The organism is Paenibacillus phytohabitans (assembly GCF_013141775.1).
GTDB classification, from domain to species: Bacteria; Bacillota; Bacilli; order Paenibacillales; family Paenibacillaceae; genus Paenibacillus_AQ; species Paenibacillus_AQ phytohabitans.
In genome coordinates this window covers 301,787-327,684 of sequence record NZ_WHOB01000021.1, presented here as the reverse complement: position 1 = coordinate 327,684, position 25,898 = coordinate 301,787, and the positions used below count along the sequence as shown (strand labels likewise).

Here is a 25,898-nt window from a genome sequence, read left to right as displayed (position 1 = left end):
ACTGGGAAGCAAGGTGTACTTGAGCTGGCACTGCGGAGTGCATAGCGGATAGTTGTATTTCGTACAGCTAAAAACCGGCGAATAACCGAATGAGCAGGAATAACTGCATTCTGTACAACTAAAAAAGGAAAAAGTGTCCTTTTATGGCATAGGAGAGTTAAATAAGTGTACAGAGTGCAATTAAACCTCCGCCTGCACAAAAATAGCCTGCTTTAGTTGTACAAATTACAGTTAAAACTCGATGAGAGTCCTAGAGTAGGCAACGGCCAATGGCAATTTATACGAGGGGCCTTGTGCGACCGGAGGGATGTCCGGTTCAGGCTGTATAACCAGGTATATGCACAAAAACACCAGTATCCGAAGATACTGGCATCTGTAAGGTAACTCCATTTCAACTGCAGTCTCTTATACTTTAATTGCCGCCTCCTATTATAGAAGGAGACAGTGTAAGCGTGAACGTCTTATCAAACGGGGTCATTAGATTGACCAGCACCGCCTTGCAGTTATTCTGCAGCCTCGCCTCGCGTACTGAAGTTGCCCGATGGCCCAACTCTCCGCCTGTCAGCTCGATCCAGTCCCCGCCGTAAGCATACCGGAGATTACCGCCGCTCCATAGATAGCACTCCTCTTCCACCGTCTGCAGTTCGCCTGAAGTGAAGCTTCCTTCCCGGCCAAAAATGAACGACAGCTGTGCCATAACCTCGCCCGGCTCCTCACAATGCAGCCGGATGGTCCAGCCCGTATCCGTACGCTGAACCTCCGTCTCTACGGAGAATGTCTGTTCATGCGTCAGCGCACGGCTCTGGTGCGGCAGCAGATACCAGGGGCTAACCGCTGTCCCGGCTGACGGCGGAAGAAGCGCCTCTTCAACCGGGCCATAGTACCCCTTCTTCTGCTCCCCCTTCAGACGGTAGCCGTCCGGCAGTCTGGCCATCTCCTGCATCGGCACAAATCCGGGATAGAAGTAGGAAGCCAGCTGCACAGCCAGCAGCCGGACAGCACCATGACGGAGCGCAAAGAACGATGGTGTCTCCGTGATCAGTGTCACGCTGGTGTCCTTGTCTCTGATCCGGGCGACGGGTGCCCCGAAATCGGTATGCAGCCGGCTGTGGAAGATCCGGCCCTGATGGCCTGCAGCCTCCATTCCCTGCAGATAGCTGTGCCGCAGGAAATCTCCGTTCAGGATCTTCTCATATTGCACAGGCAGTTCCGCCGTAGCCTCCAGCGGCTGCTGCAGTTCAGGTTCCAGCAGCATGCGCACCAGCACATTGACCGAGCACACGCCCGGGTCAACTAGAGCCCGCCCGGCCCATTCAGCCATCCCCGCGAGTACTTCGTCCTTGTCGGAACGGGCAAGAATGGCATACGGCAAATAATAGGGAGACAGATCATGCACACTCCCCAGATCCTGCCGCCCGGAATAATCGGTCACGACCTCGCCCGAAGGATGGACCAGGTAGACCATCATGTGCAGGTTCTGACGGACCGGTTCCAGCAGCTCCGGCCGGTTCAACAGACGGGCGGCATGAATCAGCATAATGTCGCTGACTGCACTGTAGATGCCGTTGCTCCGCTCCGTCCATTCCCCATCCGGCGTAATATCCATCCCTTCCGCCAGCCACTGGCCGGCACGCTGCACGGCCTCTTCCACGCCGAACAGCTCATGCAGAAACCCAAGTGCGGCGCATAACACCCAGCGGTGATTAGGCGTATGTCCACCGCCAGTGAGCATAACGGGCAGCGTCCGTTCAAGAAACAGGAGCATATTGTCCAGCACAGGCTGAAGCGGAGGCCACGCGTGCTTAGCCAGCAATTGATACAATTGGGCATAGCCTACAACGACGAAGGCCGTATCCGGCGGGGAATGATAGTTCGTCCAGCCGGGGGAAATGGAGCCGTCCTCATGCTGGAAGCGCAGGACAAATTCCGCCGCCAGCTTCAGCCGGTCCAGAAGCTGCTCATCCCGGTAGTATTTAGAATCGGGGTTTACTAGTGCTGCCCCCCAATAGCACATGTCTGTCGGCGTGCCGGTTGTATGATTGACCCAGGCTACACCCGTATAGGGATCAATGGTTCCTCCATAATAACGGTTCTGCGGATCAAGCACCTGCCGGGCTATGCCTTGTTCCACTGCTATGTCATTGCTGTCCACCAGCTGCTTATACATTGTGGTTCCCTCCATTACACTTTTTGCGCAGTGTTATACCCTAACCATGGATGACATGCACGTCTAGAGCCGCTCCAGTTCGCTGCGGACACGTCCGGGAATCTCCGCCAACAGCTGGCTCCAGGACACGAGCAGCTCTTCCCGCCCGCTATACTCCCACTCACTGTAAGAGAGGGAAGGCGTGAACCGGCAGGTCTGCAGATACCGCCGGACCTGCCAGTCAGTATCTTCATCCGCTGCCAGTATTCCGCGGAAGAAATCGCCATAGATCAGCCCGTCCGCCCCAGCCTCCTCCTGCGTGCAAGACGCGAAGCCCGGCAGCAACGCGAAGACTTCGGGAAGCGGCGAAAGCGCATGTTTGCCAGGCTGGACATACAGCGCTGCCCGCATTCCGCTCAGGTTGCTGCGGCCGGGCAGCAGCCCCTTCAGGTATTTGCCGTGAAAGCTGGCTTCCACATCTGCAACCTCACCATTCTGGCCGATATACACCCACATATGCTCCAGATCATAGAGATGCTGAATATCATAATCGTAATACATCGCGTATTCAATAACCGCTGCGGTCTCCGGCCGGCTGACGCTCAGGTTGCGCCGGAAGGAAGGGGATGCCCCGTCCTCCCGCAGCACTGTTACTCCGATGCGTACCGGAAAGAACGGCTCGTTCTGATCGAAGAACAGCCGTGGAGCGTATAGGGCCGCCAGCTTGCAGTCTTCATTGCTTAGCATCCAAACCGCCCCTATCCGCCAGCTTGCAGTCTTCATTGCTTAGCATCCTGCCTGTTCCCTCCCCGCCGCCAGCTTGGCCGTAAGCAGGCGGTGGCTTTCATGAATCTCTTCCGGACGGCAGGCCGCCTTCAGTTCATACACCTTAACCTGTGCCCGTTCAATCATCGGCAAATAGGCATCATAGAAATTGGGATTCCCGCTGTTCACATAAGGGCACCAGTGGTCAGAGAGGCCGATGGTCTCATGAATGTGGACACCGACAATATCGTCCATCAGCCCTGCCATTTCCCCCACACTGTCGTACAGACCGAGCCGATCCATCATAATCGCATGGCCGGTATCATACCAGATGCCGACAGGCGCTCCCTGCAGCGCATTTATAATGGTCTTGGCTTCCGCGAGCGTCGGAATCTGCTGCGGTCTGGAGCGTGTCTCGATGCCGAAGCGGACATTCAGCCCCTTGGACACCGCGCGGTTGCACACTTCATCCAGACTTTCGATAATAGTCTGTACATAACCTGCACTTTGCGCTTCCCGCCGTTCCAGCAACTCTGCCCATTTACGGCGGTAAGCCTCCGAATCCTTGCCCTGCCCGCTGTAGATTTGCTCCAGTTCCTTACCGAACTCATCCGGAAAAGGCACTTCGCCAGGATGCACCACCACGGCTTCACCGCCGTAGCGCCGGGCGTATTCAGCCGAGCGGACCAGCAGGTCCACCGCGCGCTTACGTTTCTCCCTGTCCGCGAAGCCGAGCAGCACGGAATCCGTGCCATAGTCAGGATCGGGAACATGCGGGAAGGTGTTGTGGACACTGGATACGCCAATCTCTCCGCGCTCAATCATCGGCTCAATCGTAGTCAGCATTTCTTCCGTCACATTATAGTTCAGCTCTACCTGCCGGAAGCCGAGTTCCCGGATTTCCTGCAGCATTCCGCTGCCGGTGGTGTGGCGCTTAATATTCCAGCAGGTTGAGAATGAGAATTCTCCTTTGTCCTCCATATCCACTTCTCCTCTCTCTGCACATTCAGTCCGCTGCTTAACCCTTGACGGCACCAAGCATAACGCCGCTGACGAAATACTTCTGCAGCCACGGGTAGACCAGCAGGATCGGCACCGTAGCAAATATTACCGTAGCCGCCTTGAGACTCTCCGGTGTCAGCGCTGTCCTGCTCGCGCCCTCCATCTGTGTCAGCTCGGAGACCATATTGTTCTGCACCATCTGGAACAGCTTGAGCTGGAGCGGATACAGATCCGGATTATTAATATACATCAGTGAATCCTGGAAGCCGTTCCACCGTCCGACTGCATAGAACAGAGCCAATGTTGCCATAACGGGCATGGATAACGGCAGTACTATGCTCATTAAGGTGCGGAAATGTGAGCTGCCGTCGATTTCGGCCGATTCTTCCAGGCTCGGCGGAATATTGTTGAAGAAGGAGATCAGGATAATCAGGTTGAAAGGACTAACCAGGCCGGGCAGGATAAGCGACCAGACCGAATCAATCATATGCAGGTCACGGATCAGCAGATATTCGGGAATAATCCCCCCGCTGAAGAACATGGTAATGATGATCACATACATAAATAACATGCGGCCCTTTAGTTTGCTTTTGGTCAGCGGATAAGCGGCGGCGATTGTAAAGAGCATGCACAGCACTGTGGTAGCAACCGTCAGGATAATCGTGAAGATTAGTGAGCGGATCATCGCGTTGTTAGTGAACACCTGTATATAGGCATTCCAGTTCACTTCAATTGGAAAAATCGTCACTTCCCCGGAGGTGATTGCCCGGTTGGAGCTGAGGGACACCGCGATCACATGTAAAAACGGAGCCAGACAAAACAGCACGAACAAGGTGACACAGGCAATGTTGACGATATCGAATATCCGGTTTGAGGTACGTTCACTCATCATACTCCGCCTCCTTCCTTCATTATCATAGAATGCCGTTTCCGGTCACTTTTTTCGAAATATAATTAGAGCCCAGGATGAAGATCAGCCCCACTACCGCTTGGAATAATCCGACTACGGTAGCCAGCGTATATTGGCCCGATTCCAGACCGATCCGGTAGACGAAGGTACTGAGCACATCGGAATATTCACGCACCGCTGTATTACCGATAATGTAAGGACGGTCAAAGCCGATGCTGACCATTTTTCCGAGATTAAGAATCAGCAGGGTCACAATAGTTGGTTTAATACTCGGGAGCGTAATGTAGCGGATCTTCTTCAGCCTGGTTGCGCCATCGACCTCAGCAGCTTCAAACAGCTCGCGGTTAATTCCGGTGAGCGCCGCCAGATAGAGGATGGTTCCCCAGCCGGCACTTTGCCAGACGCCAGTGAACAGGTAGGTAATCAGCCATGGATTCTTCTCAGTCAGAAACGGTATTGTATTCAGCCCCATACTCTCCAGTACACCGTTCACCATACCGGACTGGTTGCCGAATAATTGGTAGACGATCCCCCCGATAATCACCCAGGAAATAAAGTGGGGGATGTAGAGAATAGTCTGCGATATTTTTTTGAACCATACCGACTTGATCTCATACAGCATAATCGCCAGAATGATCGGGGCCGGGAAAGAAATAATTAAATCCAGAAAATTCAGCATAAATGTATTGCGCAGGGTGCTGTAGAACTCCCTCATGCCAAAGACTTCACGGAAGGCGTCGAAGCCGATCCACTCACTGCCGCCGATCCCCTTGAAGAGGTTGAAATCCTTAAAAGCAATCTGCACCCCATACATAGGACCGTACCGGAAAATCAGGAAATAGATAAGGGGCAGAGAAAGCAGTGCGTATAGCTGCCAATACCGTCTGAAGTAGGACGCTTTGCTCAAGGTCAGTCTCCTCCTATGGAGAAAAACCGGGCAGAGCAGCATGCCAGCTCCCCCCGGTTTTCACTTTATATTTGTTTATTGCGCCGGAATCTCGGTAAGTGCCTTCTCCAGCTCTGCCTTCAGCTTGTCTCCGCCCAGAGACATGTAATCCTTCATTTCCTGCTCGTATACAGTTTCGAATTGATCCGGCTTCACCATCGCTGTCTTAACGATAATTACAGCCAGCTTGTCATTCAGCGTGGTGCCGTACTGGGATTCTGCTTCGATCGGTTTGCCGAAGACAATCGGGCCGATGGTGTCGGTGTTGGCAATCGCAATGGACTGCTTAAGTGCTTCCTGGTTGCGTTCCGGGAAACCGCTGATCCAGGCCTTCTCGTTCGTGGCCTGATCACCTAGGTTCTTGCTGTTGGAGATGATTGCCGTGTCTCCGGCGTTGAACAGCCGGTCAGCGAATTCCTGGGCAACATCAGCCTTAACCACTGGAATTCCGTCGATCAAATCATAGTTCTCGCCTTCAACTCCGCTGTAGATATCAATCAGATTGTTGCCTGTAGCCATCCAGTCCAGATACTTCACAGCTTCCACCGCACGTTTGCTGCTCTTCGGAATCATGATGTACATGCCGTTTGAAGCATAACGCGATTTAATATGCTTGTTGTCAACGTTGGCGTTGGTCAGAACATCCACCGGCTGGACCTTGCTTCCCTGCACATTTTTGTAGAGATTATCAAGTGTGCCGTCGGCATAGAACAGCACGTCCACATCCTCCGACCAGTAGCCGACATTGCCGTTCTGAATATCCTTGGCCAGCTGGGTTTTGTCTTCATCCAGACTGAAGTCCTTACTGATTAGCCCTTCATTGTAGAGCTTGTTGAGGAATTGCATCGCATCCTTGAAGCCCTCATGCAGCGGCAGCTCGTAGCGCTGGCTGTAGGTCAGTTCCCCGCTGATCGGCTTCATGAAGGAATAGATCAGGGTCTCGAACTGGGCCGGAGCGAGCGCCATGCCCATCGGAATGTTTTTGCTGCCCAGACCGCCCGGGTCCTTCTCTTTAAACGCTTTCAAAGTGGTGTACAGCTCGTCGGTCGTTGTCGGCACCGGAAGACCCAGTTTATCCAGCCAGTCCTGGCGGATGTAGGAGCTGTAGCGGCCCGTGATCGCCCGTTTGCCTGGAATGGAGAACTGCTGCCCGTCAAGCTGGCCGAATGCCAGCGTATCCTCGCCTATGAACTTCTTCAGGTTCGGGCCATATTCATCGATCAGTGCGCCGACATCCGTCAGGCCGCCTTGCTGCGCATAGCGGTAAAATACGCTGGAATCATAAGTAAAAACAATATCTGGCACATCGGTATTACTGGCCATCAGTACATTCAGCTTCGTAACTTCCTCTGAGCGCTGAACAGGTACGAATTCGACATCAATATTATTCGGATCACCGAAATTGGTCTGAATCAGCTGGGACAGATAGTTGTTAGTAATGGTATAAGGCGCTGGGCTATTGCCCCGGTCAAAGATTTCAACTTTCAATGTAACGCGCTCGGCACTCTCTGTTGGAGATGCTGTACTTCCGGTTGCCGTATTTGTCTTGGAATCAGAGGAGCAGCCCGCCAGCAGGCCAACCCCCATCACTGCGGTCAATCCAATTCCTACTGCCCTCTTCAGAACTCCCTGGTTAACGTTTACTGTCATTGTTCCATCTCCTTCGCCTCTGCAGGCTATAATGGTGACTTTATGATACCCCCGAGCCTTAACTCTGACCTTACCTTTGCAGCGTCCCGTTCCAGCGAGTGTTGCCGCCAGCGTTCCTGGCTGCCTGATGTTCCGGGATGCCCACAGTATTCCATAACATTCAGGGGTCTGACAATAAACCTCTTTCGGATATTCCCCTTGCTGCAAATTCGGACTTCCGGTTTATCGGACCAACTATTTTCGTATGATAAACCGCTTTCATATCAGGGTAAAATAGAGGCCACATCACTGTTTGCATGCTCCTTGCGGAGGTTTGCGAGCAGGGATGCGGCCTGGGCTAACGGGAATAGGTCTGGCGTTTCGAAGAGCGGTAATCCCCCGGTGTGATACCGGCAATCCGTTTGAATACCCTGCCGAACGTTATGGCATTCGCGTATCCTACTTGAAGCGCAATATCCTGCAGTGAAGATTCAGTCTCCAGCAGCAGCTGCTCGGCTTTCTTCATCCGCAGATCCGTGAGGAAATCCACAAACTTCATTTTGAACTCCGTCTTGAACAGATAGCTGGCGTATTTACCGGATACCTGAAACCGGTCGCTTAAATGCTTGAGAGAAAGATCCGGATTGGTAAAATTCTCTTCGATGTAGTTCTTCATCTCATTGACCATGGCCCGGTAGCTCTTGGTCTCGCTGACAGAGACATAGGTGCGGAACACATCGGTTAAGTATTCGAACAGAATATTCTTCACTTCATGGATAGATTCGGCCTTGTCCAGTTCGTTCAGCCGGATCAACGCATTCTCCGCCGACAGCTCGTCCTGCAGCTGCTCCGACATGACGGCCACTTCCCGGCCCAGCATCTGCAGCATCGCCTGAATTAAGGAGCGGATATCATCGTCCTGCAGAAAATCCTGCTCAAACGCTTCGAAGATCCGCTCGAGCTGCTCCCGCCATTGCCCGCTCGACATGCGGAACTGCTTCACGAATTCAGCGATCATCTGCAGATATTTGTACGTTTCAAGCAGCGGCTGGCGCGCTTCCCCGCATTCCGCCAACGCGATATCCTCGTGGATCAGCAGCTTATGCTGCATGACATATTCGGCAGCGGCAAAAGACTCCCGGACCGCGCCCGGACCGGCAGCTGCAGAACCGATTCCGAAGCTGAGCGAGATCCGCAGATTCTGCTCTACCCAGGACCGGCAGTCTTCCGCGAAGATGCGGATCTTCGCCGCCATCTCCCCATCGCTGCCGGTTGCCACGAAGAGAATGGCTGCCCGCTCGGTCCCTACCCACTCCGCCCATCCCTGCAGCTCGGCATTCCGTGCCAATTCCTGAAACACATTCATCAGGGCAAACTTGAGGGTGTTCTGATCGCCCCGGGTATAGCGGTCCTCGAATACCTGCTCATAGCGGTTAATTTCGCTGAGTACAACCATGAAGCGGGATGATGAGTTGGCACCGGTAAGCGGGGACAGCTCCTCCAGCCGCTGGATCACATGGTCCAGCCGCTCGCTGTACAGCAGATCGGTGAACAGCTTGCTGCGCTGCAGCAGCAGGTTCTCCCTGCTTTTGGTATCATAATCGGTCATATGGTTGATCAGATCCTCCAGCACCCCGTCAATGAGCATCATTTCGTCCGGCCGCTCGGTCGACTGGTCCATCCTGCGGATCTGATGGCCTTCAATCCGGTTCATGATCACCTGGATGGGTTTATAATTGCGCCGGGTCACATAGACCAGATACAATATCGCACATATCACTGTCCCTATGGCAATCGCTACCCAGAGGTAGGAAATCACAGAGACCCAGCTGAACAGGTTCCCCGCCTTGATACCGCTTGAGAATGTCCAGCCGTTCCGCTCCAGATACAGCGTGTTCAGCTGCTTGCCGCCCGCGGCTCCTTCGCTGTCTGAATGTGCCTGGTATACTATATTCCCCCCGCTATCCAGAATGGTCATGAAAGAGAGCTGCTGGTTGACCATACTGTCGACGAGCTGTTCAATCCCGCTCATTTTGATATTGATGACCAGTACACCTTCAGATCCGAAAGGGAGCGGCATAGCTTTATTTATAGTGAGCACGCGTATGGGTGTACGCTGCACAAGTTCATATTTATATTCCCGGACAGGCTGCCAGCCTTCCGGTACCGGACCGGAGGTTATTGCTCTAATCCAGTCTTCGTCGATGAATCCGGTAAGCTCCTTCAACCCTGTCTCTGTTAAAACGCTTCCATTTGTCCGGTCATACAAATAAACCGATTGGATGTAGGAGGATTCATGGATCAGATTGCGCAGACTCTGGGCAACCGCGTAGATCGTCCCTGTATCTGTCTGGCCCAGATTATTAAAATACCGCTTGTAGGCATCACTTCGTTCAACCGCGTCCAGCACCGACAGCTCAACTTCCTTAATCGTCCGGTCCACACTATCCTTGAGATAGCTGGCAGAGATGCGGTCTGCTTTCTTCGTTTCCATCCGGGAAATATCATTGATAAACACAAATGAGGCAAAGATCAGGATCGTCACGGTCAGCAAAAAAATGGGGAAATACGATAGCAGCAATCGGCGATACCAGGTACGGAACAATAGACAACCCCCTTCACAACCGTTAAGATCCCGGGCCGCAGTCCGCCCGCTCAATATTTATGCTGCTCTGAAGCTCAGCTGCACTAACCACTCTCACAAATATAACTTCCGTCCGAATTGCTGCCATTATAGCACACGCGCTCCCGGTCCAGCCAACCAGGCAAAGATTGGTTCCTGTAACACCCTTTCCTTCTCTCTAGGGGATCTTCGGGGGCGTTTCAAATCCCCGATGAATCAAATTTGCATTTAGCACGTCTCGCACGTTCTCTGCGGGTGCTTGACGGGGCTTATCATAGCCCATCTGGATCATCAGCTAGTCAGAAGGACTGAAATGAGTCCGCTTCAGTCTACTGATGGTATGCTCATTTGCTATTCCAACAGCTGCTTGGCTAGGACAATAAAAAAGCGGAGTTTACTCAGCCGTAGCCGCGCAACCCCGCCCACCTTCCAGGCACAACCACAAATCAGCTGCCCAAGTCGTTATAAACCGCAGAGTTCCCGGATATAACGCCGCGCCTTGATAGCATATTCCAGCGGATCTGCAAGCGCCGGGTCCTGCTCCGCTTCCACTACGAACCATCCCGTGTAGGCGGATGCGGCCAGCTCGGCAAAAATCTCCGTAAAGTCAATGCAGCCGTCACCCGGTATGGTGAACGCGCCCGCTTTTACCGCCTGCAGGAAGCTGAGTCCCTCCGCAATCACCTGCTGCACAACCGCAGGGCGGATGTCCTTCAGATGTACATGCTTAATCCGCGGCAGATGGGTACGCAGCACCTCCAGGGGATTCTCACCGGAAAAGGCAAGATGTCCGGTATCAAACAGCAGGGATACCTCGCCGGGTTCCGTCAGCTCCATCAGTCTGGCAATTTCAGCGGCAGTCTGCACGCCGGTTCCCATATGATGGTGATACACAAGCTTCATGTCCTTCTCTGCAGCCAGCCGTCCCAGACCGCCCAGGCCAGCCGCGAGCGCCGCCCATTCCCCGTCAGTGAATATAGGCTTGCCGGCGAACAGCGGTGTATCCATTTGCCCCTGGATGCTCCGCCCCTGCTCAGAGACGACAATGACCTTGGCGCCCATCTCATGCAGGAAATCACGGTGCGCACAGAAGGCTTCAGCTGTCTCTTGGTACGGCCGCACCGTCAGGTGCGCACTGAACCAGGCGCTGGCGATCTGCAGGCCGCGCAGCTCCAGCGCCCGGTGCAGCTGTTCCGGGGAACGGGGGTATTTGTTGCCCACCTCGCTGCCCTGATACCCGGCAAGCGCCATTTCGCTGATGCACTGCTCGAAGGTGTTGTCACGCCCCAGCTCGGGCATATCATCATTAGTCCAGGCGATCGGAGCAATCGCCAGCCGGACCGCATGTTCTTTGAATATCATCTTGTTCTCCCCCTTCCATAATCGCAAGTATGGCAGGCACATTTATACGGCTGTTAGCCGGGCGGCCCGGCGGCCTTCCGCAGGACACCCGGGTCCTCAGTAGCTGCGGGCCTTCTCCAGCTGGCTGGTCTTCTGCCCGTAAGCGGCCTGCACCGCTTCACTGCCGGACACTTCGGCTACACCGACATTCCACCAGGCTCCATAACCGTGGGTCATCGTCTTGGGCAGCACCTTGATGTCGATCAGCGTAGAGCGTTCCGACCTCCGGGCCGCCGCCAGCGCACGATGTAGCTCCTCTACTGTCGCCGCACGGAACGTCTGAACCCCATAACCGGCTGCGCTCGCCGCATAATCGATACGCATCAGCTCACCGCTAAGCATGCCGTCCGTCCCCCGGCGGCGGAATTCCGTCGCCATGCTGTCCAGCCCCTGCTCCATCTGCAGGTTATTGATACAGCCAAAGCCTGCATTATCGAGCAGAAGGACGTTAATCTTCTTGTTCTCCTGCAGGCTGGTCACCAGCTCCGAATGCAGCATCTGATAGCTGCCGTCGCCGACCAGCGCGTATACTTCCCGCTCAGGCTCAGCCAATTTCACGCCGAGCGCACCGGAGATTTCATACCCCATACACGAGAATCCGTATTCCATATGGTAGGTATCCGGCACAGCCGAATTCCACATCCGCTGCATATCTCCCGGAAGACTGCCGGCGGCTCCAATGACGATCGCATCCTCCGGAATCATGTCATTAATGATTCCAAGCACCTGCGTCTGGGTTAGTGAGGTGTTCAGCACCTCCGCATACTCAGGCAGCTTCTCATCGAGATGCCCGGCAACCTCGGGTACGAACACTACCGGTACAAGCGGATCTGGGGGGCTGTTCGGCTCCGTCTCAACGCTGCCTTCCTTCACCCCACTACCCTGCATGCTGTCTCCATTCCCGGATTTGCCGGTATTCCCCGGATACTCCACATTGGCCAGCCTGCTTCTTTCCGCAGCCCATGCCTTCTTGGCCTCAGCGATTTCATCCGTGTAAGCTGAGCGGTAACCCCGCTCCTCCAGAGCAGCGGATAATGCTCTCAACCCATCGGCTGCATCGCAGACCACGGCAAGCGCGTCCAGCTTGGCCGCGTGATAAGGCGAGGCATTGAGCGTCAGATACTCCACCTCAGGATGGCCGAACAGGCTCTTCGAGCCTGTGGTGAAATCCGTAAACCGGGTGCCAACGCCGATCACCAGATCAGCAGCCTGAGCCAGCGAGTTGGCGCAGCCGTTGCCGGTGACGCCGATGCCGCCAAGGTTGTACTCGAAGCTGCCCGCTACCGCGCTTTTTCCGGCCTGTGTCTCCCCGAACGGGATGGCGAATTTCTCTGCAAAAGCGCGCAGCGCCACTCCGGCATCACTATACCGGACACCTCCGCCGCAGATCAGCAGCGGCCGCTGTTTGCCTGCGATAAGCTCAGCGGCAGCAGCGATCTCATCCGGGTGCGGAATCCGGGGGGTGACCCGGTGGACCCGTTTGCGGAAGAAATCAAGCGGATATTCCCAGGCTTCGCCTTGCACATCCTGCGGCAGCGCGATAGTCACCGCCCCGGTATCCGCCTGATCTGTCAGCACCCGCATGGCACTCAGCATGGCCGACATCAGCTGCTCCGGCCGGTAAATCCGGTCCCAGTATTTGCTCACAGCCTTAAAAGCATCATTGACTGTAATCGACAGATTATAGGTATGCTCCATCTGCTGCAGCACCGGGTCAGGCTGGCGGGTGGCAAAGGTATCCCCGGGCAGCAGCAGCACCGGAATCTGATTCGCCGTCGCCGTCGCGGCAGCCGTCAGCATATTGGCCGCCCCCGGCCCGACTGAAGCGGTACAGGCCATAATCCTCCGCCTACGGCTCTGCTTGGCGAACGCGGCCGCCGCATGAACCATCCCCTGCTCGTTCCTCCCCTGGTAGACCGTAAGTTCACCCGGCGCTTCCTGCAGCGCCTGCCCGAGTCCGAGTACATTGCCATGTCCGAACACGGTGAATACACCATGCACGAAGCGTTCCGGCCCGCCGCCAAAATCCACATATTGCTGATTCAGAAATTTAACCAGCGCCTGCGCTGTTGTTAATCTGATGCGTTCCACAGGATCTCCTCCTTCCTCTTGTCTACTGCCAGCGGGCGGTGACGACTTTTTTGCGTGTATAGAATTCCACCCCGTCGCTTCCGTTCGCATGAAGATCGCCGTAGAATGAATCCTTCCAGCCGGAGAACGGGAAGAAGGCCATCGGTGCAGGTACGCCAACATTGACACCCAGCATCCCGGATTCGATATGTTCACGGAAATAGCGGACTTTGCCGCCATCATTGGTAAAAATACAAGCCCCATTAGCAAACCGCGAACGGTTCGCGATCTCCACCGCCTCATCAACATCCTTAACCCGGATCACCGACAGCACCGGCGCAAAAATCTCCTCCTGCCAGATCCTCATCTCCTGCGTTACGCCGTCAAACAGCGTCGGCCCGATAAAATAACCCGCACCCTGCACCGCAGCGTCCTCCCGCCCGTCCCTGAGCAGCTTCGCCCCTTCGGCGATGCCCTGTTCGATATAGGCAGCGGTTTTATCCTTATGGCCTTGGCGGATCACCGGTCCAAGAAATGTATCTTCATCCATACCGTTCCCGATGGTCATCTGATTGCATTCCCGCAGCAGGATGGAGATCAGCTCATCAGCCACTTCCTCCTGCACGGTTACCACAGAGCAAGCCATGCAGCGTTCGCCGGCTGAGCCGAAGGCTGCATTCACAATCTGTGCTGCTGAAGCCTCCAGGTTCGCATCCGCCAGCACGATCGAATGGTTCTTCGCTCCTGCCAGCGCCTGAACGCGCTTCAAGTGCTCCGTTCCTTTTTTATAGACATACTCTGCCACCGGCTGCGATCCGACAAAAGAAATCGCCTTCACATCGGGATGCTCCAGCAGACCGTTAACCACCTCGTGCGCACCGTTCACCACATTCAGCACCCCCTTAGGCAGTCCCGCTTCCGCCAGCAGTTCCACGAGACGTGCTGCCAGCAGCGGTGTGCGTTCTGAAGGTTTAAGTACAAAGGTGTTGCCACAGGCAATCGCCAGCGGGAACATCCAGCAGGGCACCATCATCGGAAAATTAAACGGTGTGATCCCGCCGACCACCCCGATGGGATAGCGGTACATACCCGACTCGATGCCAGTCGCAATATCCGGCAGCTGCCGGCCCATCATCAGCGTCGGGGCTCCCGCCGCGAATTCTACACATTCGATGCCGCGCTGCACTTCGCCGTAGGCTTCTTTGAAGCTTTTGCCGTTCTCCAGTGTGATCGTCTGCGCCAGCTCCTCCCAATTCTCCACCAGCAGCTGCTGGTATTTGAAGAGAATCCGTGCTCTGCGCGGTACCGGAGTCTTGGACCAGCCGGCAAAAGCAGCTTTGGCCGCCGCCACAGCCCGCTCTACATCGGCCCGGCCGGATAGCGGAACTCTACCCAGCTCTTCACCCGTAGCCGGATTATACACTGCCTCCGTCAACTTCGTATCTGCATCTGTCCATTCCCCGTCAATATAGTTCTTCAGTATTTGTCTGACTGGCTCTGCCATGCTGTCACTCCTTCGGCTCTATTGGTGTAATGCTGCTATTGAATCGCTGCCTGGCGGCAGGGTCTAAGTCTTGCCTTGGTTTGATTGCTCCGGCCATCATCGCCCCGCTTATTGAGCGCCTGAAGTGAGCTTGATCTCCTCATTCGTCCGTAAGAACGCTCCCAGTTCTTCCAGGGTCGGCATTGCGTCCGAGCAGCTGTGGCGGGAGATAACGATGGATGCAGATGCACTGCCGCGCCGCATAGCTTCGCCGACACTGTCCCCGTTCATCAGACTGTGGATGAAAGCCGAGGCATAGGAATCGCCTGCACCGAACGTCTTAAGTACCTTGGCCGGATAAATACCACTTCTGTGGCTCTGCCCGTCCGCTGTGTAGGAGATCGATCCGCTGCCGCCATGCTTGATAACCACCAGCTCCGCCTGGTGCGAGAACCAGCGGGCTGCCGTGGCCTGATCATCAGCGCCTACCAGATTATAGAGACCTTCCATCATATCGAATTCGTCCCGGGTACCGATGATGCAGTGGCATTTCTCGGCAGCCAGGTTATAGTAGACAGCCGTCTCTGCGGCCGATGTCCAGGTATAAGGGCGGTAATCGAGATCAAAAAACACCGTAACCTTGTGCTTGCGGGCAAATTCCAGCGCCAGAAATACCGCTTCACGGGAAGGACTTTGCGCCAGGGCCGTGCCGGAGATCAGCAGCGCCTTAGAGCTACGGATGTAATCCTCCGAGATCTCCTCGGTATTCAGCAGCAGATCGGCCACATGGTCCCGGTACATCAGAATGCTGCATTCCTGCGGACTTTTAATCTCTGTAAAAGCCAGCCCCGTCACCGCACCGGTCCGGTCCACGCTCACTTGACTGTCGTCTATGCCGTTCTTCTGCAGATAGGTGCGGATGAACCGCCCCATCTGGTCATCGGCAAGCTTGCCGATGAAGCCCGTGCGCATTCCCAGACGCGCTGTACCGATTACGATATTGGCCGGGGAACCGCCGACATATTTGGTGAAGGTCATTGTTTCTTCCATCGGTCTTCCGGTTTCATTGGCATTCAAATCAATACAAAGCCGGCCAACAGCAATTAAATCCAGCGGCCGGGCAGGGTCAAACTGCAAACCGTTCATAGTGACGCCTCCTTGATCAAGGTTAGAGAAAAGATAAGTGAATGACCGGCGGGTTAGTGGATGGATTGATTGATTGATTGATTGATTGATTGATTGATTGATGGATTGATTGATGGATTGATGAATGATAGATAGATAATTTAATTGGATAATCTGTTGGCAGAGTGATTGATCTTGTCGGTTGACCAGTAGTCTGTTGATGGATCTGTTGATCGTTGATGGATCGGTTAGTACGTTGATTGATCGATAGATCAATTGAAGGTTGGTTTAGTTAATTAGTAAATTAGCTGATTGGTTGATTGGTTGCTGGCCGGTTCGTTCGTTGATAGATCAGCTGATTAATTGTTTGGTTGGCTGATTGATTGGTTCCTCGGTTAACAGATTAGCTGATTAGTAGAGCAGCTAGTTAATCGGTCGGTTCATTTATGAGCTGATTGGATAGTCGGCTGGCAGGCTGGCAAGAAGTCAATAATGTCTCTAATATTTCTTAGAACAATATTTCTATTGGGGGGAGGGTAAGCGCTTAACCTTATTTTCTCTTTCAGTATAGATTAGAACAATACATTTGGCAATCCTCAATTTGAAAGCGATACCACTCGGAGAAATGCAAGCCAAACTGAAACGGTATCATCTTTTGAAAGGACAGTATCGTCTCAGGAAATGTGCGGATGCTCAAGGGAATTTGACGGACGCTGAAGGGTAGGCTGAGAGAACGCCTGGGGTTACTGAGAGGGACCGGGGGGAACTGAGAGAACGCCGTGGTGGCTGTGAGGATGGGAGTGACTGAGAGGATGCCGGGGGTGGTTGTGAGGACGGGAGTGACTGAGGGAACGCCGAGGGAATACCTCCCCCCACAGAAATAAGTGGAAAAAAGTATATTAATTCGCCGGATTCACAGCATATTTCGGAAATAAGTGGAAAAACAACATCTACTATGCGTCAATTTCGTTACTTGGGTTAAAAAGGGAGGAATTAAGTGCTGTTTATCCAACTGTTATTGGAGCAGGGGGCTATCGTTCATCAGCAAGTGGATAAAATCCAACTATTTCCGATTGCCATAACATCCGGGCCGGCCAGTCCCGTTCGTATTATAGCCGTCTCTGGTTGCCACTTTTGCCCTCCCCTCCTTTGCCCTTCCGCCTTCCACTCTCCGCCCCTCGCCCCTCGCCTTTGGCTTAGCCCCTTGAGAGTGCCACTTCTCACCCGATTCATTAACATTCTCCAACCTGTCCCCTCCATTCCCTTAAGGAAAGCATCCATTTCATCAAAAAAAACCCACAAAGTCGGGTCTATCCTTGAGGGTTATTCTGGTGCCATCCAGGCGTATGAATATCTTATTGCGGAGCCGGCCCCGTAGAATGACGAATCACCAGCTCCGGCATCAGCATAATCTTCCGCTTGGGGCTGGCCGGATTGCTGATCGATTCATTCAACAGAATCATCGCCTGCTCTGTCATCTCGCGCAGGGGCTGGGCAATACTGGTCAAGGAGGGATGACAAATTTCAGCCAGCATCGTATTGTCGAAGCCTACTACAGACAGATCACGGGGAATGGACAGGCCTGCTCCGCGCGCCTCCTTCAGTACCCCGATCGCGAGCAGATCATTGCAGGCAAAGATGGCAGTAGGGCGCAGTTCCTCCGCCTGATTCAGCATCGCCGCTGCTGCTGTGCGGCCATTCTCCAGCGTAGCCGAAGTGTGCGTCATATTCGCCGGATTGTCAAAAGGGACAGCCGCAGCCTTCAGCGCATCCAGGAAACCTTCCGCACGCAGCTTGCTGCCCGGCAGGTTGTCCGAGATAATGCCCAGCCTGCGATGCCCGAGGGACAGCAAATATTCCGTTGCCTGATAGCCGCCCTTATAATCATCCACCGTGACACTATTGCTCTCCATCATGCGGATATCCGCCGAGAACAGCACGAGCGGCACATGGTCGGCCAGCAGACCGCGGATCAGCTCAGGATTTCCGGGGTGTGAGGCAATAATCAGGCCATCCACCCGTTTGCGCAGCAGCAGCGAGATGTACCGGGCGGCCTTCTCATCACTGCGGTCCGTACTGCACACGATTAAGTCACTGCCCTGTTCCTGGGCGTAATCCTCGATCCCCCGTGCTGTCTCCGCAAAAAAAGGATTGGCAATGTCGGGAATCATCAGCCCGATTGTTCCCGTCCGGCGGCTCGTCAGGGCAGATGCCACCAGACTCGGCTGATAATTCAGCGCCTCCATGACCCGGCCCACCTTCTCCCGTGTCTTGTCACTGATCCGTCCGCTCTTATTCAATACCTTGGACACGGTAGCGATTGAGACTCCCGCTTCCCGTGCCACATCATAGATCGTAGGTTTCATCGTATTAAGCCCGCCTTTGCGTTCATGCCTTCTTATAACTCGATTATAGGGAAGTCCTCCCGTGGTGTCTATTCAGCGGAGACCGCATGGTGCCCGCTGCGGCGGAAATCAGACGGACAGGTACGGGTACGCCGAGCGGAAACGACAACTCCTGCTTTAAGAGGACGATATCCGCTTCACCGAGAACTATATGGGCACACCTTAATATTTCAACAAACGATCCAATCTTCCCCTGCGACTATTCCGGCTTCCGTTTGGCTGCTGTTGCCGCAGGATTTTCCCTATTCATCCGCTCTTTGTGCCAGAACTCAGGTAACTTTTTCAAAATCCTGCACATAATACAACATTTTTCCGATTATATCTCCCCAAATCCAAAATTGTTGTACAAAATGCAGCATTTCACCTTTTCCGAGCGGCTTAGCGGGAGAATTGTTGTATTTCATACAACAATTCTCCCAAACACCCGGCTATCTATGAACCAAAGTTGCAAAACGTACAACATTTATGTCTACCACGCTACAAAGAAGCTTCGATACTGCCGGCAACAAGTCAAAAGTAAGGAATAGACGTTTTCCACTAGCCCCACCACGATTTACCAGTAACTTGTGTGGCGTTTGTCCAAATTCCGGTTTAATTAGAATGACAATTTACAGCGTAAGTCTATATGTATTTTTATAATTGCAGAAAAAGGCCTCCGCTACGCGGAAGCCTCCTGAATTAACTATTAGATCTAGTCTGGTCTGGCCTGGTCTGCCCTGGTCTACCTGGCATTGCTTTTACTTTGCCCAACCTTGCCCAACCTTGCCCAACCTTGCCCAGCCTTGCCTAGCCTCGCCCAACTTTACCTTACCTTGCCTTTGCCCAGCTGTCGGACTAAGTTCATTCCTCCCCCGCAGGTTTATGCGCCCCCGCTTCGAACAGCCACTCATGGTCCGGATCATTATGGAAAACCCAGGTGCGGACCGGACCTGCCATCACGTTGAGGTAATACGAGTCATAGCCCGGCGGCGCTGAGACCGGATGATAGCCTTCCGGAACGAGCACAATGCTCCGGTCAGGCACAGCCATGGTCTCATCGAGGCTGCGGTCGTCATTATACACCCGCTGCACCACAAAACCATGGGCGGGGTTCACCCGGTGGTAATAGATCTCCTCCAGATAAGACTCCTCCGGGAGATTATCCCGGTCATGCTTATGCGGTGGATAACTCGACCAGTTGCCGCCGCCCGTGCGCACCTCAACCACGAGCAGACTTTCCGCCTCACTCTGCTCAGGCAGAATGTTAACGACCCGGCGCGACATGCTGCCATACCCGCGGTCCTCAACTGCTGCATCGGACGGAGTGATGAGCCGCGCGGGGTATTTGCCCGTTCCCGGAGCAAGGCAGACCGCAATCTCCAGCTCTGTAAGCGCCGTAACCTCATAATGCGCTCCGGCCGGAACATATACGGCATAAGGAGCGTTATCTTCAAAGACAGACATTCGCGCGCCGATTCCGGCGAACAGCCGGCCGTCCACCCGCACATCTGCCTTGCCTGCCAGCAGCACCAGACAGATCTCGTTCGCTTCTGCACTGCGGTTCAGCGTATTCCCGGCCTGCAGCTCATACACCTCAAACCCGACATACTTCCATCCGGCGCTTTCCTTGCTGAGCGCAGACACCAGCCCATCCCTGCCTGGCGTTCCGGCCTTAATGATTAAATCGGACATCTTGCCGTCCTCCTCCGCCTTAAGATATGCATCCGCTTACATAGTTCGCATCTCCGATACTCTTGCCCCAGTCCCGGTAACGGCAGTCAGCTTGACCGGAAGCCCGGTCAGATGGGATTCCCTGGCAGCTTCGGCAATCAGCTGCGCCTGCTGGCCGTCGCGTCCGCTGCAGATCAGCGGCTCCTGCAGACGTACCGAACGGGCGAACGCGGCGATCTCGTCTATGAACGCTTGATTGTAGCGCTCCAGGAAGAAATGCTCCGGCTGGTCGCGGGTGACCGACGTAGCAGTGGATACCTCCACGGTCGTCGGGCGGCAGTTATCAGCCGCCGCCGAGCCGAGCGGGCCGAATACCTCGACCCGCTGATCATAGCCGTAGACAGCCTTCCGGCTGTTATCAATGACACAGATTGCTCCGCTGGCGAAGGTCAGCGTGATGACGGCTGTGTCGACATCACCGCAGCGTCCGAACATCGGATCAACCAGGTTGGCGCCCCGGGTATAGACTTCTGCCACCTCTGCGCCTACCAGATAGCGGGCCATATCGAAATCATGAATCGTCATGTCCATGAACATGCCGCCGGATGAGCGCACATAAGCCTCACCGGGAGGCTGCGGATCACGCGAGGTAATCTTCACAATATGCGGGCTGCCAAGCTCCCCGGACCGGACCAGCTGCTGAAGCTTGCGGAAGCTCGGGTCCATCCGGCGGTTGAAGCCGATCTGAAGAAGCACACCGGCTTCCTCTGCAATCTGCAGCGCCGAAGAAGTCTCTTCAGAGGAGAGGCTGACCGGCTTCTCGCAGAAAATATGCTTCCCTGCGCGCGCAGCACGCCCGATCCAGGATGCATGCGAATCTGTCGGTGTACAGATGAACACCGCTTCAATCTCAGGATCATTCAGAATATCTTCACCCTCGGCGAACACGGAGGCCAGTCCCCGGCTCTCTGCCCACGTCAGCAATTCCTCGCTCATCATAGCCTCTGCAATGGATTTCAGCTTAAAGCACGGCATCACACGCAGATTATCCGCGTGCAGGCGGCCGATTCTTCCGGCGCCGATAATGCCAACTACAATTGGTTTTATCATGTTTGCTTATCCTCCCCATAGGGTAAGCGCTTAACCATCCCGAGAACAGTATACTCCATGCTCCCGGAAGCTTCAAGACAAATCTTTGGCAGGATAGAATGCAGCTATACACACCAATCCCTGCTGTAAAGCCGCTGTCCCTTTTGGCAGCCCTCCAGGTCAAGCCCGGACTTTATCACAGCAGCTTTGCACCCCAGACCAAGCCCGGACTCAATCTCAGCAACTCTGCTCCTTCATAGGCCAACTCCGGACTCCTTTCTCAGCAATAATGCAGAGCTTCACCGAGCGCAACCAGAGCCAATGCCTGGCCATAGGCCATAGGGGCAATAATGATCCCTTTGTAATCTTCCTTGGCTGCACCGATTGGAGTACCGCTTGATACGCCAAGCACTGTGCCCTCACCATCGATTCTGTCCAGCACAGCCCGGATCGCTCTCAGCGCCGGTTCTGCATACGTCTCCGGCAGCAGTCCCCCGCGTACGCCGCTTAGAATACCAGCCGCAATGGCTGCCGACCCGGATGTTTCGGTATAACTGCCGGGATCATCCAGCAGCGTATGCCACAGTCCATCTGCGCTCTGGCAGGCTAATAAAGCATCTGCCTGTGACTGCAGAATCTGCTGGAGATAGGCGAAGATTCCGTCCTGCAGATACGGGCGCATCAGCTCCAGATATTCAGGCAGGCCCAGTGTGAACCAGCCGTTGCCGCGGCACCAGAAAGCCTCACTGAAGTTATGCTGCTCTGCAAAATGCCAGCCATGGAAGAACAGCCCGGTTTTTTTGTCATACAAATATTTAATATGCAGCAGCAGCTGATGCAGCGAGGTTTCCCGCCACTGTAGATTGTCATATTTCACACCCATTTTTGCCGTGAACAAAATAGCCATGAACAGGGTATCAATCCAGATTTCATTATCATGGAGTGATACCTCATGTTTGTCCGCACCGGTTGTGACATGCTGATAGCCTTGCTCCAGCGTCCGCGGCAGGCCATGCATCAGCCAATCCACCCATTCGAGGCTCAGTTCCCCGGCCTCCTCCAGTTCCATCAGCGACAGCAGCGGAGCTGTCGTATTAATGTTCCGGCTGGGCAGGCCTTTCTCCAGCTGCCGGGCCATCCACGGCTTGGTGTATGCCTGATAACGGCCGTCGCCGAAATGCCTGTCAAGCTTTTGCAGACCATACAGCCCGACACCCTGCGGCCAGTCCCATTCCTCCATGCCGAAATCACGGGCAAAATATCCCCGCCGTTCCGCATCCTCCCCCAGCTTCTGCAGTTCTGATTCGTTGTCCGGCCGGCTCAGCTTCATCAGCTTCCCCGTGACAAGGCCCAGCTTCCCGAGCACCTCATCCTTATTCAATCCGCTTACGTTCACCATATGCTTCTCCCCTGTTCCCATCTCACCTGGCTCCCCTCTCATGCTTGCGCCCCGCGCAGCTTAATTCTGAAAGTCCTGATTTCATACGGCTTAATCCGGAAGGCCAGTTCAACTTCCTGCCATTCTCCCAGCGGCTCCTCCAGCAAATTGCATTCCTGCCAGAACGCAATGGAGTAAACACTCTCCACATGGATCTGCGTCCGTGAACCGGCATACTCATGCAGGCGCAGCACCACATCATTACCGTCTTCCGAGCGTTTGACGGCATCAACCAGAACATGTCCGCCCCCGACGGAGAACAGCGGCGCTCCTTCCAGCCTTCCCGGTACGGTGCGAAGCGGATTATTCAGCTCCCAGGCCTCCTGGACCACTCCGCATTCCACGAAATCACCCGTATGCGGATAGAGTGCATATGTGAAGGCATGCTGTCCCTGATCCTGCTCCGGATCGGGATGGACCGCCGACTTCAGCAGTGTCAGCCGCAGCACACTGTCCTTGATGTCATAGCCGTATTTGCAGTCATTGAGCAGGGCTACACCATACCCCTTCTCGCTGACATCCGCCCACTGATGGCCTACCGTTTCGAAGCGGGCATAATCCCAGCTCGTGTTCCAGTGCGTCGGCCGCTTCACATTGCCGAACTGAATATCGTAAGTCGCCTCCAGCGCATGGATATCGGCCGGAAAGGCAACCTTCAGCAGCTGATTATGTCCATGCCAGTCGAGGGTTGTGCGGAAATCAACCCGGGCTGTATCCCGGTAGAAGATAATGTCCTGGGTAACCGCTGAGCGGTGATACGTCCAGGCCATGCGCAGCACCGCCCGCAGCGGGCCATTCTCGGCCAGCACACAGTCTGTCAGCTGAGCAATCTCCGTCATTTTCTCCTGATAGAAAATATCGATATCCCAGGCCTCATAATCCAGCGGCTTATCCTCGAACACTTGAAGTACATTGCCGCGCTGCCCCGGCACCAGAAGCTCGCGGTTGTTGCGGCGGTCGCGCATGGAAGTGAACTGTCCCTGTTCGTTCCACACCACTTCTATAAGCGGTGTCGTCAGCCTGTTGCCGCCGGATACCACCGCGAGCCGCTGAACCGCCTCCTCCGGAGCAACAGCTTCCGCAGCCTCCGCTTGCCCGCGGACAACCTGCAGCACCGCCGTGCCCAGTGCAGGCACAGAAGGAACATACACTAGCACTCCGCCGTCTGCCGTCCGCTGCTGCTGCAGCCTGTTCCCGGCGGCGTCGTGAATCCAAACAGATTCTTCAACGTCTCCGGTCATTTCTGCATAACGCGGCCGGTCCCAGGTTGAGCTGTTCAGCAAGGTATACGATTCTTCCTGCCGTCCTTGTTCTTGCCCTCCGGAAATGGAATTACTCCCGGTCTCTCCTTCAGCCGCTGCACTAATCAGGGCAAGTGACCGTGCCTCCCCTTCCGCGTATTCAAGATCACTATCCTCGTAGACCTCTTTAATGGAAGAACCGGGGATGATGTCGTGGAACTGGTTGCGCAGCAGAATCTCCCAAATCCCCCGCAGCTCAGCCGCAGGATAAGCGGTTTCAAGATTCCCCTGTCTCACACCGGTCAGCGTGTGCAGCCACTCCGCATCACGCAGCAGGAGCTCAAGGCGGCGGTTATATTTCTTGTTGCGGGCCTGCGAGGTATAAGTCCCCCGGTGGCATTCGAAATATAACTCACCGTTCCAGGTATGAACATAAGCCTCAGAACTTCCGATACGCTCATGCAGTCCGGTGAAATATTCCCCTGCGCTGCCCATCTTCAGCTTCGGCATTCCCGGAAGCTTATCGAAGCGCCGCCGGAGCTCCAGCATCTCCCGTGTAGGCCCGCCGCCCCCATCGCCCCAGCCGTAAGCAAACAGCAGGTGGTCATTGATCTCCTTGTCCTGGTACGAATTCCAGATTCCGCGCAGCAGCGCTGCAGTCATCCGGCCGTTATACGTATACGCATCCCCGTTCTTCTCTGAGGTTGTGATGAAATGCGTAAGAACCTCCGAACCGTCCATCCCCCGCCACCAGAAGGTGTCATGCGGCATCCGGTTGAACTGGTTCCAGCTGATTTTGGTCGTCATAAATGTATCGATGCCTGATTTGCGCAGAATCTGCGGCAGCGCCCAGCTGTACCCGAACACATCCGGCAGCCATAGGTACTTGCTCTCTATGCCGAATTGTTCACGGAAGTAGCGCTTGCCCGTCATAATCTGCCGGACCAGCGACTCACCGGACGGGATATTGCAATCCGCCTCCAGCCACATCGCCCCCTCCGCTTCCCAGCGTCCTTCCTTCACCTTCTCGGCAATCCGCCTGAACAGCTCGGGATAATCCTGCTCCAGATAGGCATACAGCTGCGGCTGTGTCTGCAGGAACTGATATTCCGGGAATTCCTCCATCAGCCGCAGTACGGTGGAGAAGGAACGGGCCGTCTTTTCACGGGTATGCTTCAGCCTCCACAGCCAGGCGACATCAATATGGGTATGGCCTATAGCTGTAATCGTCATGTCAAAAGTTTTCGGCATTCCCTCTACCGCCTGGTTCAAGCTCGAGCCTGCCCGGTACAGCGAGGTAATATGCTCTTCCGAACCGGGCTCCGACCAGTCGATCAGACGGAACGCGTCGTTCAGCGCTTTCCTCAGCCACTGCTTCTCCGGCTGTTCGCTGCCCAGATAACGGAAGGTGTCCAGCGCCGCCTGCGACATATAGAACAGGTCATCAACCTTATCGTCCAGATAGCCAATCATAGCTTGGCTAATCCGGTGCTCCTGCAGGACAGGCGGACCTCCGCCCTCCAGACCTGACCACAGCCGGAAGACCAGCTCTACCCTCTGCCCGCCTAATTCATCGCCAAAAATAACCTCCTGATGATTCGTATCCACTCCCTGATAAGGAACCCCGTCCACAAACAGCAGCGATTCAAAGCCGGAGTTATTGAAGCTCCCCGATTTCCCGAAATCAAATCTGCCGGCGATCCGGAAGCCCGCCTTCCTTGGAGGCAGTACTGCCACTGCGCGCAGCCAGACATAACGGTCACGCCCGCGCCAGTGCTCCTTCAGCCTGATTTCGCTTTCAAAGACCACCGCTTCCGGATACAGACCGTTTGCCCCGTCTTCATCCTCTGCAAGCGCAAACTCCGTAAGCTCCAGAATTTGGAGATACCTATATTTGCCGATTTCGGCCTGGCGCCGGATCAGCTTTTCTTCTGTCAAAAACATGCCCTCACCCCTTGTATCCGCTTTCACATTG

The 25,898-nt window shown here is 54.7% G+C and carries 17 protein-coding genes; all 17 read right to left on the bottom strand.

Annotated elements, in window-relative coordinates; translation table 11 throughout:
* Positions 1 to 412: 412 nt before the first annotated feature.
* A complete protein-coding gene (locus GC101_RS09475) occupies positions 413 to 2,167 on the bottom strand; it encodes a prenyltransferase/squalene oxidase repeat-containing protein (RefSeq protein ID WP_171717031.1) in 1,755 nt (584 codons plus the stop codon).
* A gap of 63 nt (positions 2,168 to 2,230) precedes the next feature.
* Positions 2,231 to 2,929, bottom strand: a complete 699-nt coding sequence (locus tag GC101_RS09470) for a hypothetical protein (protein ID WP_246354239.1) — start codon at positions 2,927 to 2,929, stop codon at positions 2,231 to 2,233.
* A gap of 3 nt (positions 2,930 to 2,932) precedes the next feature.
* Positions 2,933 to 3,892, bottom strand: coding sequence for a sugar phosphate isomerase/epimerase family protein (locus tag GC101_RS09465; protein WP_171717030.1), 960 nt, complete (start codon positions 3,890 to 3,892; stop codon positions 2,933 to 2,935).
* A 37-nt stretch (positions 3,893 to 3,929) separates the two neighbouring features.
* Positions 3,930 to 4,802 (bottom strand): carbohydrate ABC transporter permease, encoded by an 873-nt coding sequence (locus GC101_RS09460; protein WP_171717066.1) that lies wholly within the window; start codon positions 4,800 to 4,802, stop codon positions 3,930 to 3,932.
* 25 nt (positions 4,803 to 4,827) lie between these two features.
* The gene (locus GC101_RS09455) at positions 4,828 to 5,772 is read right to left on the bottom strand and encodes an ABC transporter permease (protein ID WP_171717029.1); all 945 of its coding nucleotides are present in this window, start codon (positions 5,770 to 5,772) and stop codon (positions 4,828 to 4,830) included.
* A 33-nt stretch (positions 5,773 to 5,805) separates the two neighbouring features.
* Entirely contained in the window at positions 5,806 to 7,419 is a 1,614-nt protein-coding gene (locus GC101_RS09450) for an extracellular solute-binding protein (RefSeq protein ID WP_171717028.1), read from the bottom strand.
* Between the two features lie 337 nt (positions 7,420 to 7,756).
* Positions 7,757 to 10,003: an AraC family transcriptional regulator gene (locus tag GC101_RS09445; protein WP_171717027.1), complete on the bottom strand. Its 2,247-nt coding sequence runs from the start codon at positions 10,001 to 10,003 to the stop codon at positions 7,757 to 7,759.
* A 480-nt stretch (positions 10,004 to 10,483) separates the two neighbouring features.
* Positions 10,484 to 11,380: a myo-inosose-2 dehydratase gene (gene iolE, locus GC101_RS09440; protein WP_171717065.1), complete on the bottom strand. Its 897-nt coding sequence runs from the start codon at positions 11,378 to 11,380 to the stop codon at positions 10,484 to 10,486.
* Positions 11,381 to 11,479: 99 nt separating this feature from the next.
* Positions 11,480 to 13,513, bottom strand: coding sequence for a 3D-(3,5/4)-trihydroxycyclohexane-1,2-dione acylhydrolase (decyclizing) (iolD, locus tag GC101_RS09435; RefSeq protein ID WP_171717026.1), 2,034 nt, complete (start codon positions 13,511 to 13,513; stop codon positions 11,480 to 11,482).
* 22 nt (positions 13,514 to 13,535) lie between these two features.
* Positions 13,536 to 14,996 carry a CoA-acylating methylmalonate-semialdehyde dehydrogenase gene (locus GC101_RS09430; RefSeq protein ID WP_171717025.1) on the bottom strand — a complete coding sequence of 487 codons (1,461 nt, stop codon included), beginning with the start codon at positions 14,994 to 14,996 and terminating at the stop codon, positions 13,536 to 13,538.
* A gap of 108 nt (positions 14,997 to 15,104) precedes the next feature.
* Positions 15,105 to 16,121: a 5-dehydro-2-deoxygluconokinase gene (gene iolC, locus GC101_RS09425; protein ID WP_171717024.1), complete on the bottom strand. Its 1,017-nt coding sequence runs from the start codon at positions 16,119 to 16,121 to the stop codon at positions 15,105 to 15,107.
* A 1,334-nt stretch (positions 16,122 to 17,455) separates the two neighbouring features.
* Positions 17,456 to 18,466: a LacI family DNA-binding transcriptional regulator gene (locus tag GC101_RS09420; protein WP_171717023.1), complete on the bottom strand. Its 1,011-nt coding sequence runs from the start codon at positions 18,464 to 18,466 to the stop codon at positions 17,456 to 17,458.
* A gap of 308 nt (positions 18,467 to 18,774) precedes the next feature.
* Positions 18,775 to 18,909 (bottom strand): hypothetical protein, encoded by a 135-nt coding sequence (locus GC101_RS36490; protein ID WP_281365825.1) that lies wholly within the window; start codon positions 18,907 to 18,909, stop codon positions 18,775 to 18,777.
* Positions 18,910 to 19,345: 436 nt separating this feature from the next.
* Entirely contained in the window at positions 19,346 to 20,176 is an 831-nt protein-coding gene (gene iolB / locus GC101_RS09415; protein WP_171717022.1) for a 5-deoxy-glucuronate isomerase, read from the bottom strand.
* A gap of 36 nt (positions 20,177 to 20,212) precedes the next feature.
* A complete protein-coding gene (gene iolG, locus GC101_RS09410; RefSeq protein ID WP_171717064.1) occupies positions 20,213 to 21,262 on the bottom strand; it encodes an inositol 2-dehydrogenase in 1,050 nt (349 codons plus the stop codon).
* Between the two features lie 262 nt (positions 21,263 to 21,524).
* The gene (locus GC101_RS09405; protein ID WP_246354238.1) at positions 21,525 to 22,664 is read right to left on the bottom strand and encodes a glycoside hydrolase family 88/105 protein; all 1,140 of its coding nucleotides are present in this window, start codon (positions 22,662 to 22,664) and stop codon (positions 21,525 to 21,527) included.
* A 17-nt stretch (positions 22,665 to 22,681) separates the two neighbouring features.
* Positions 22,682 to 25,867, bottom strand: a complete 3,186-nt coding sequence (locus GC101_RS09400; protein ID WP_171717021.1) for an alpha-mannosidase — start codon at positions 25,865 to 25,867, stop codon at positions 22,682 to 22,684.
* Positions 25,868 to 25,898 lie beyond the last annotated feature (31 nt).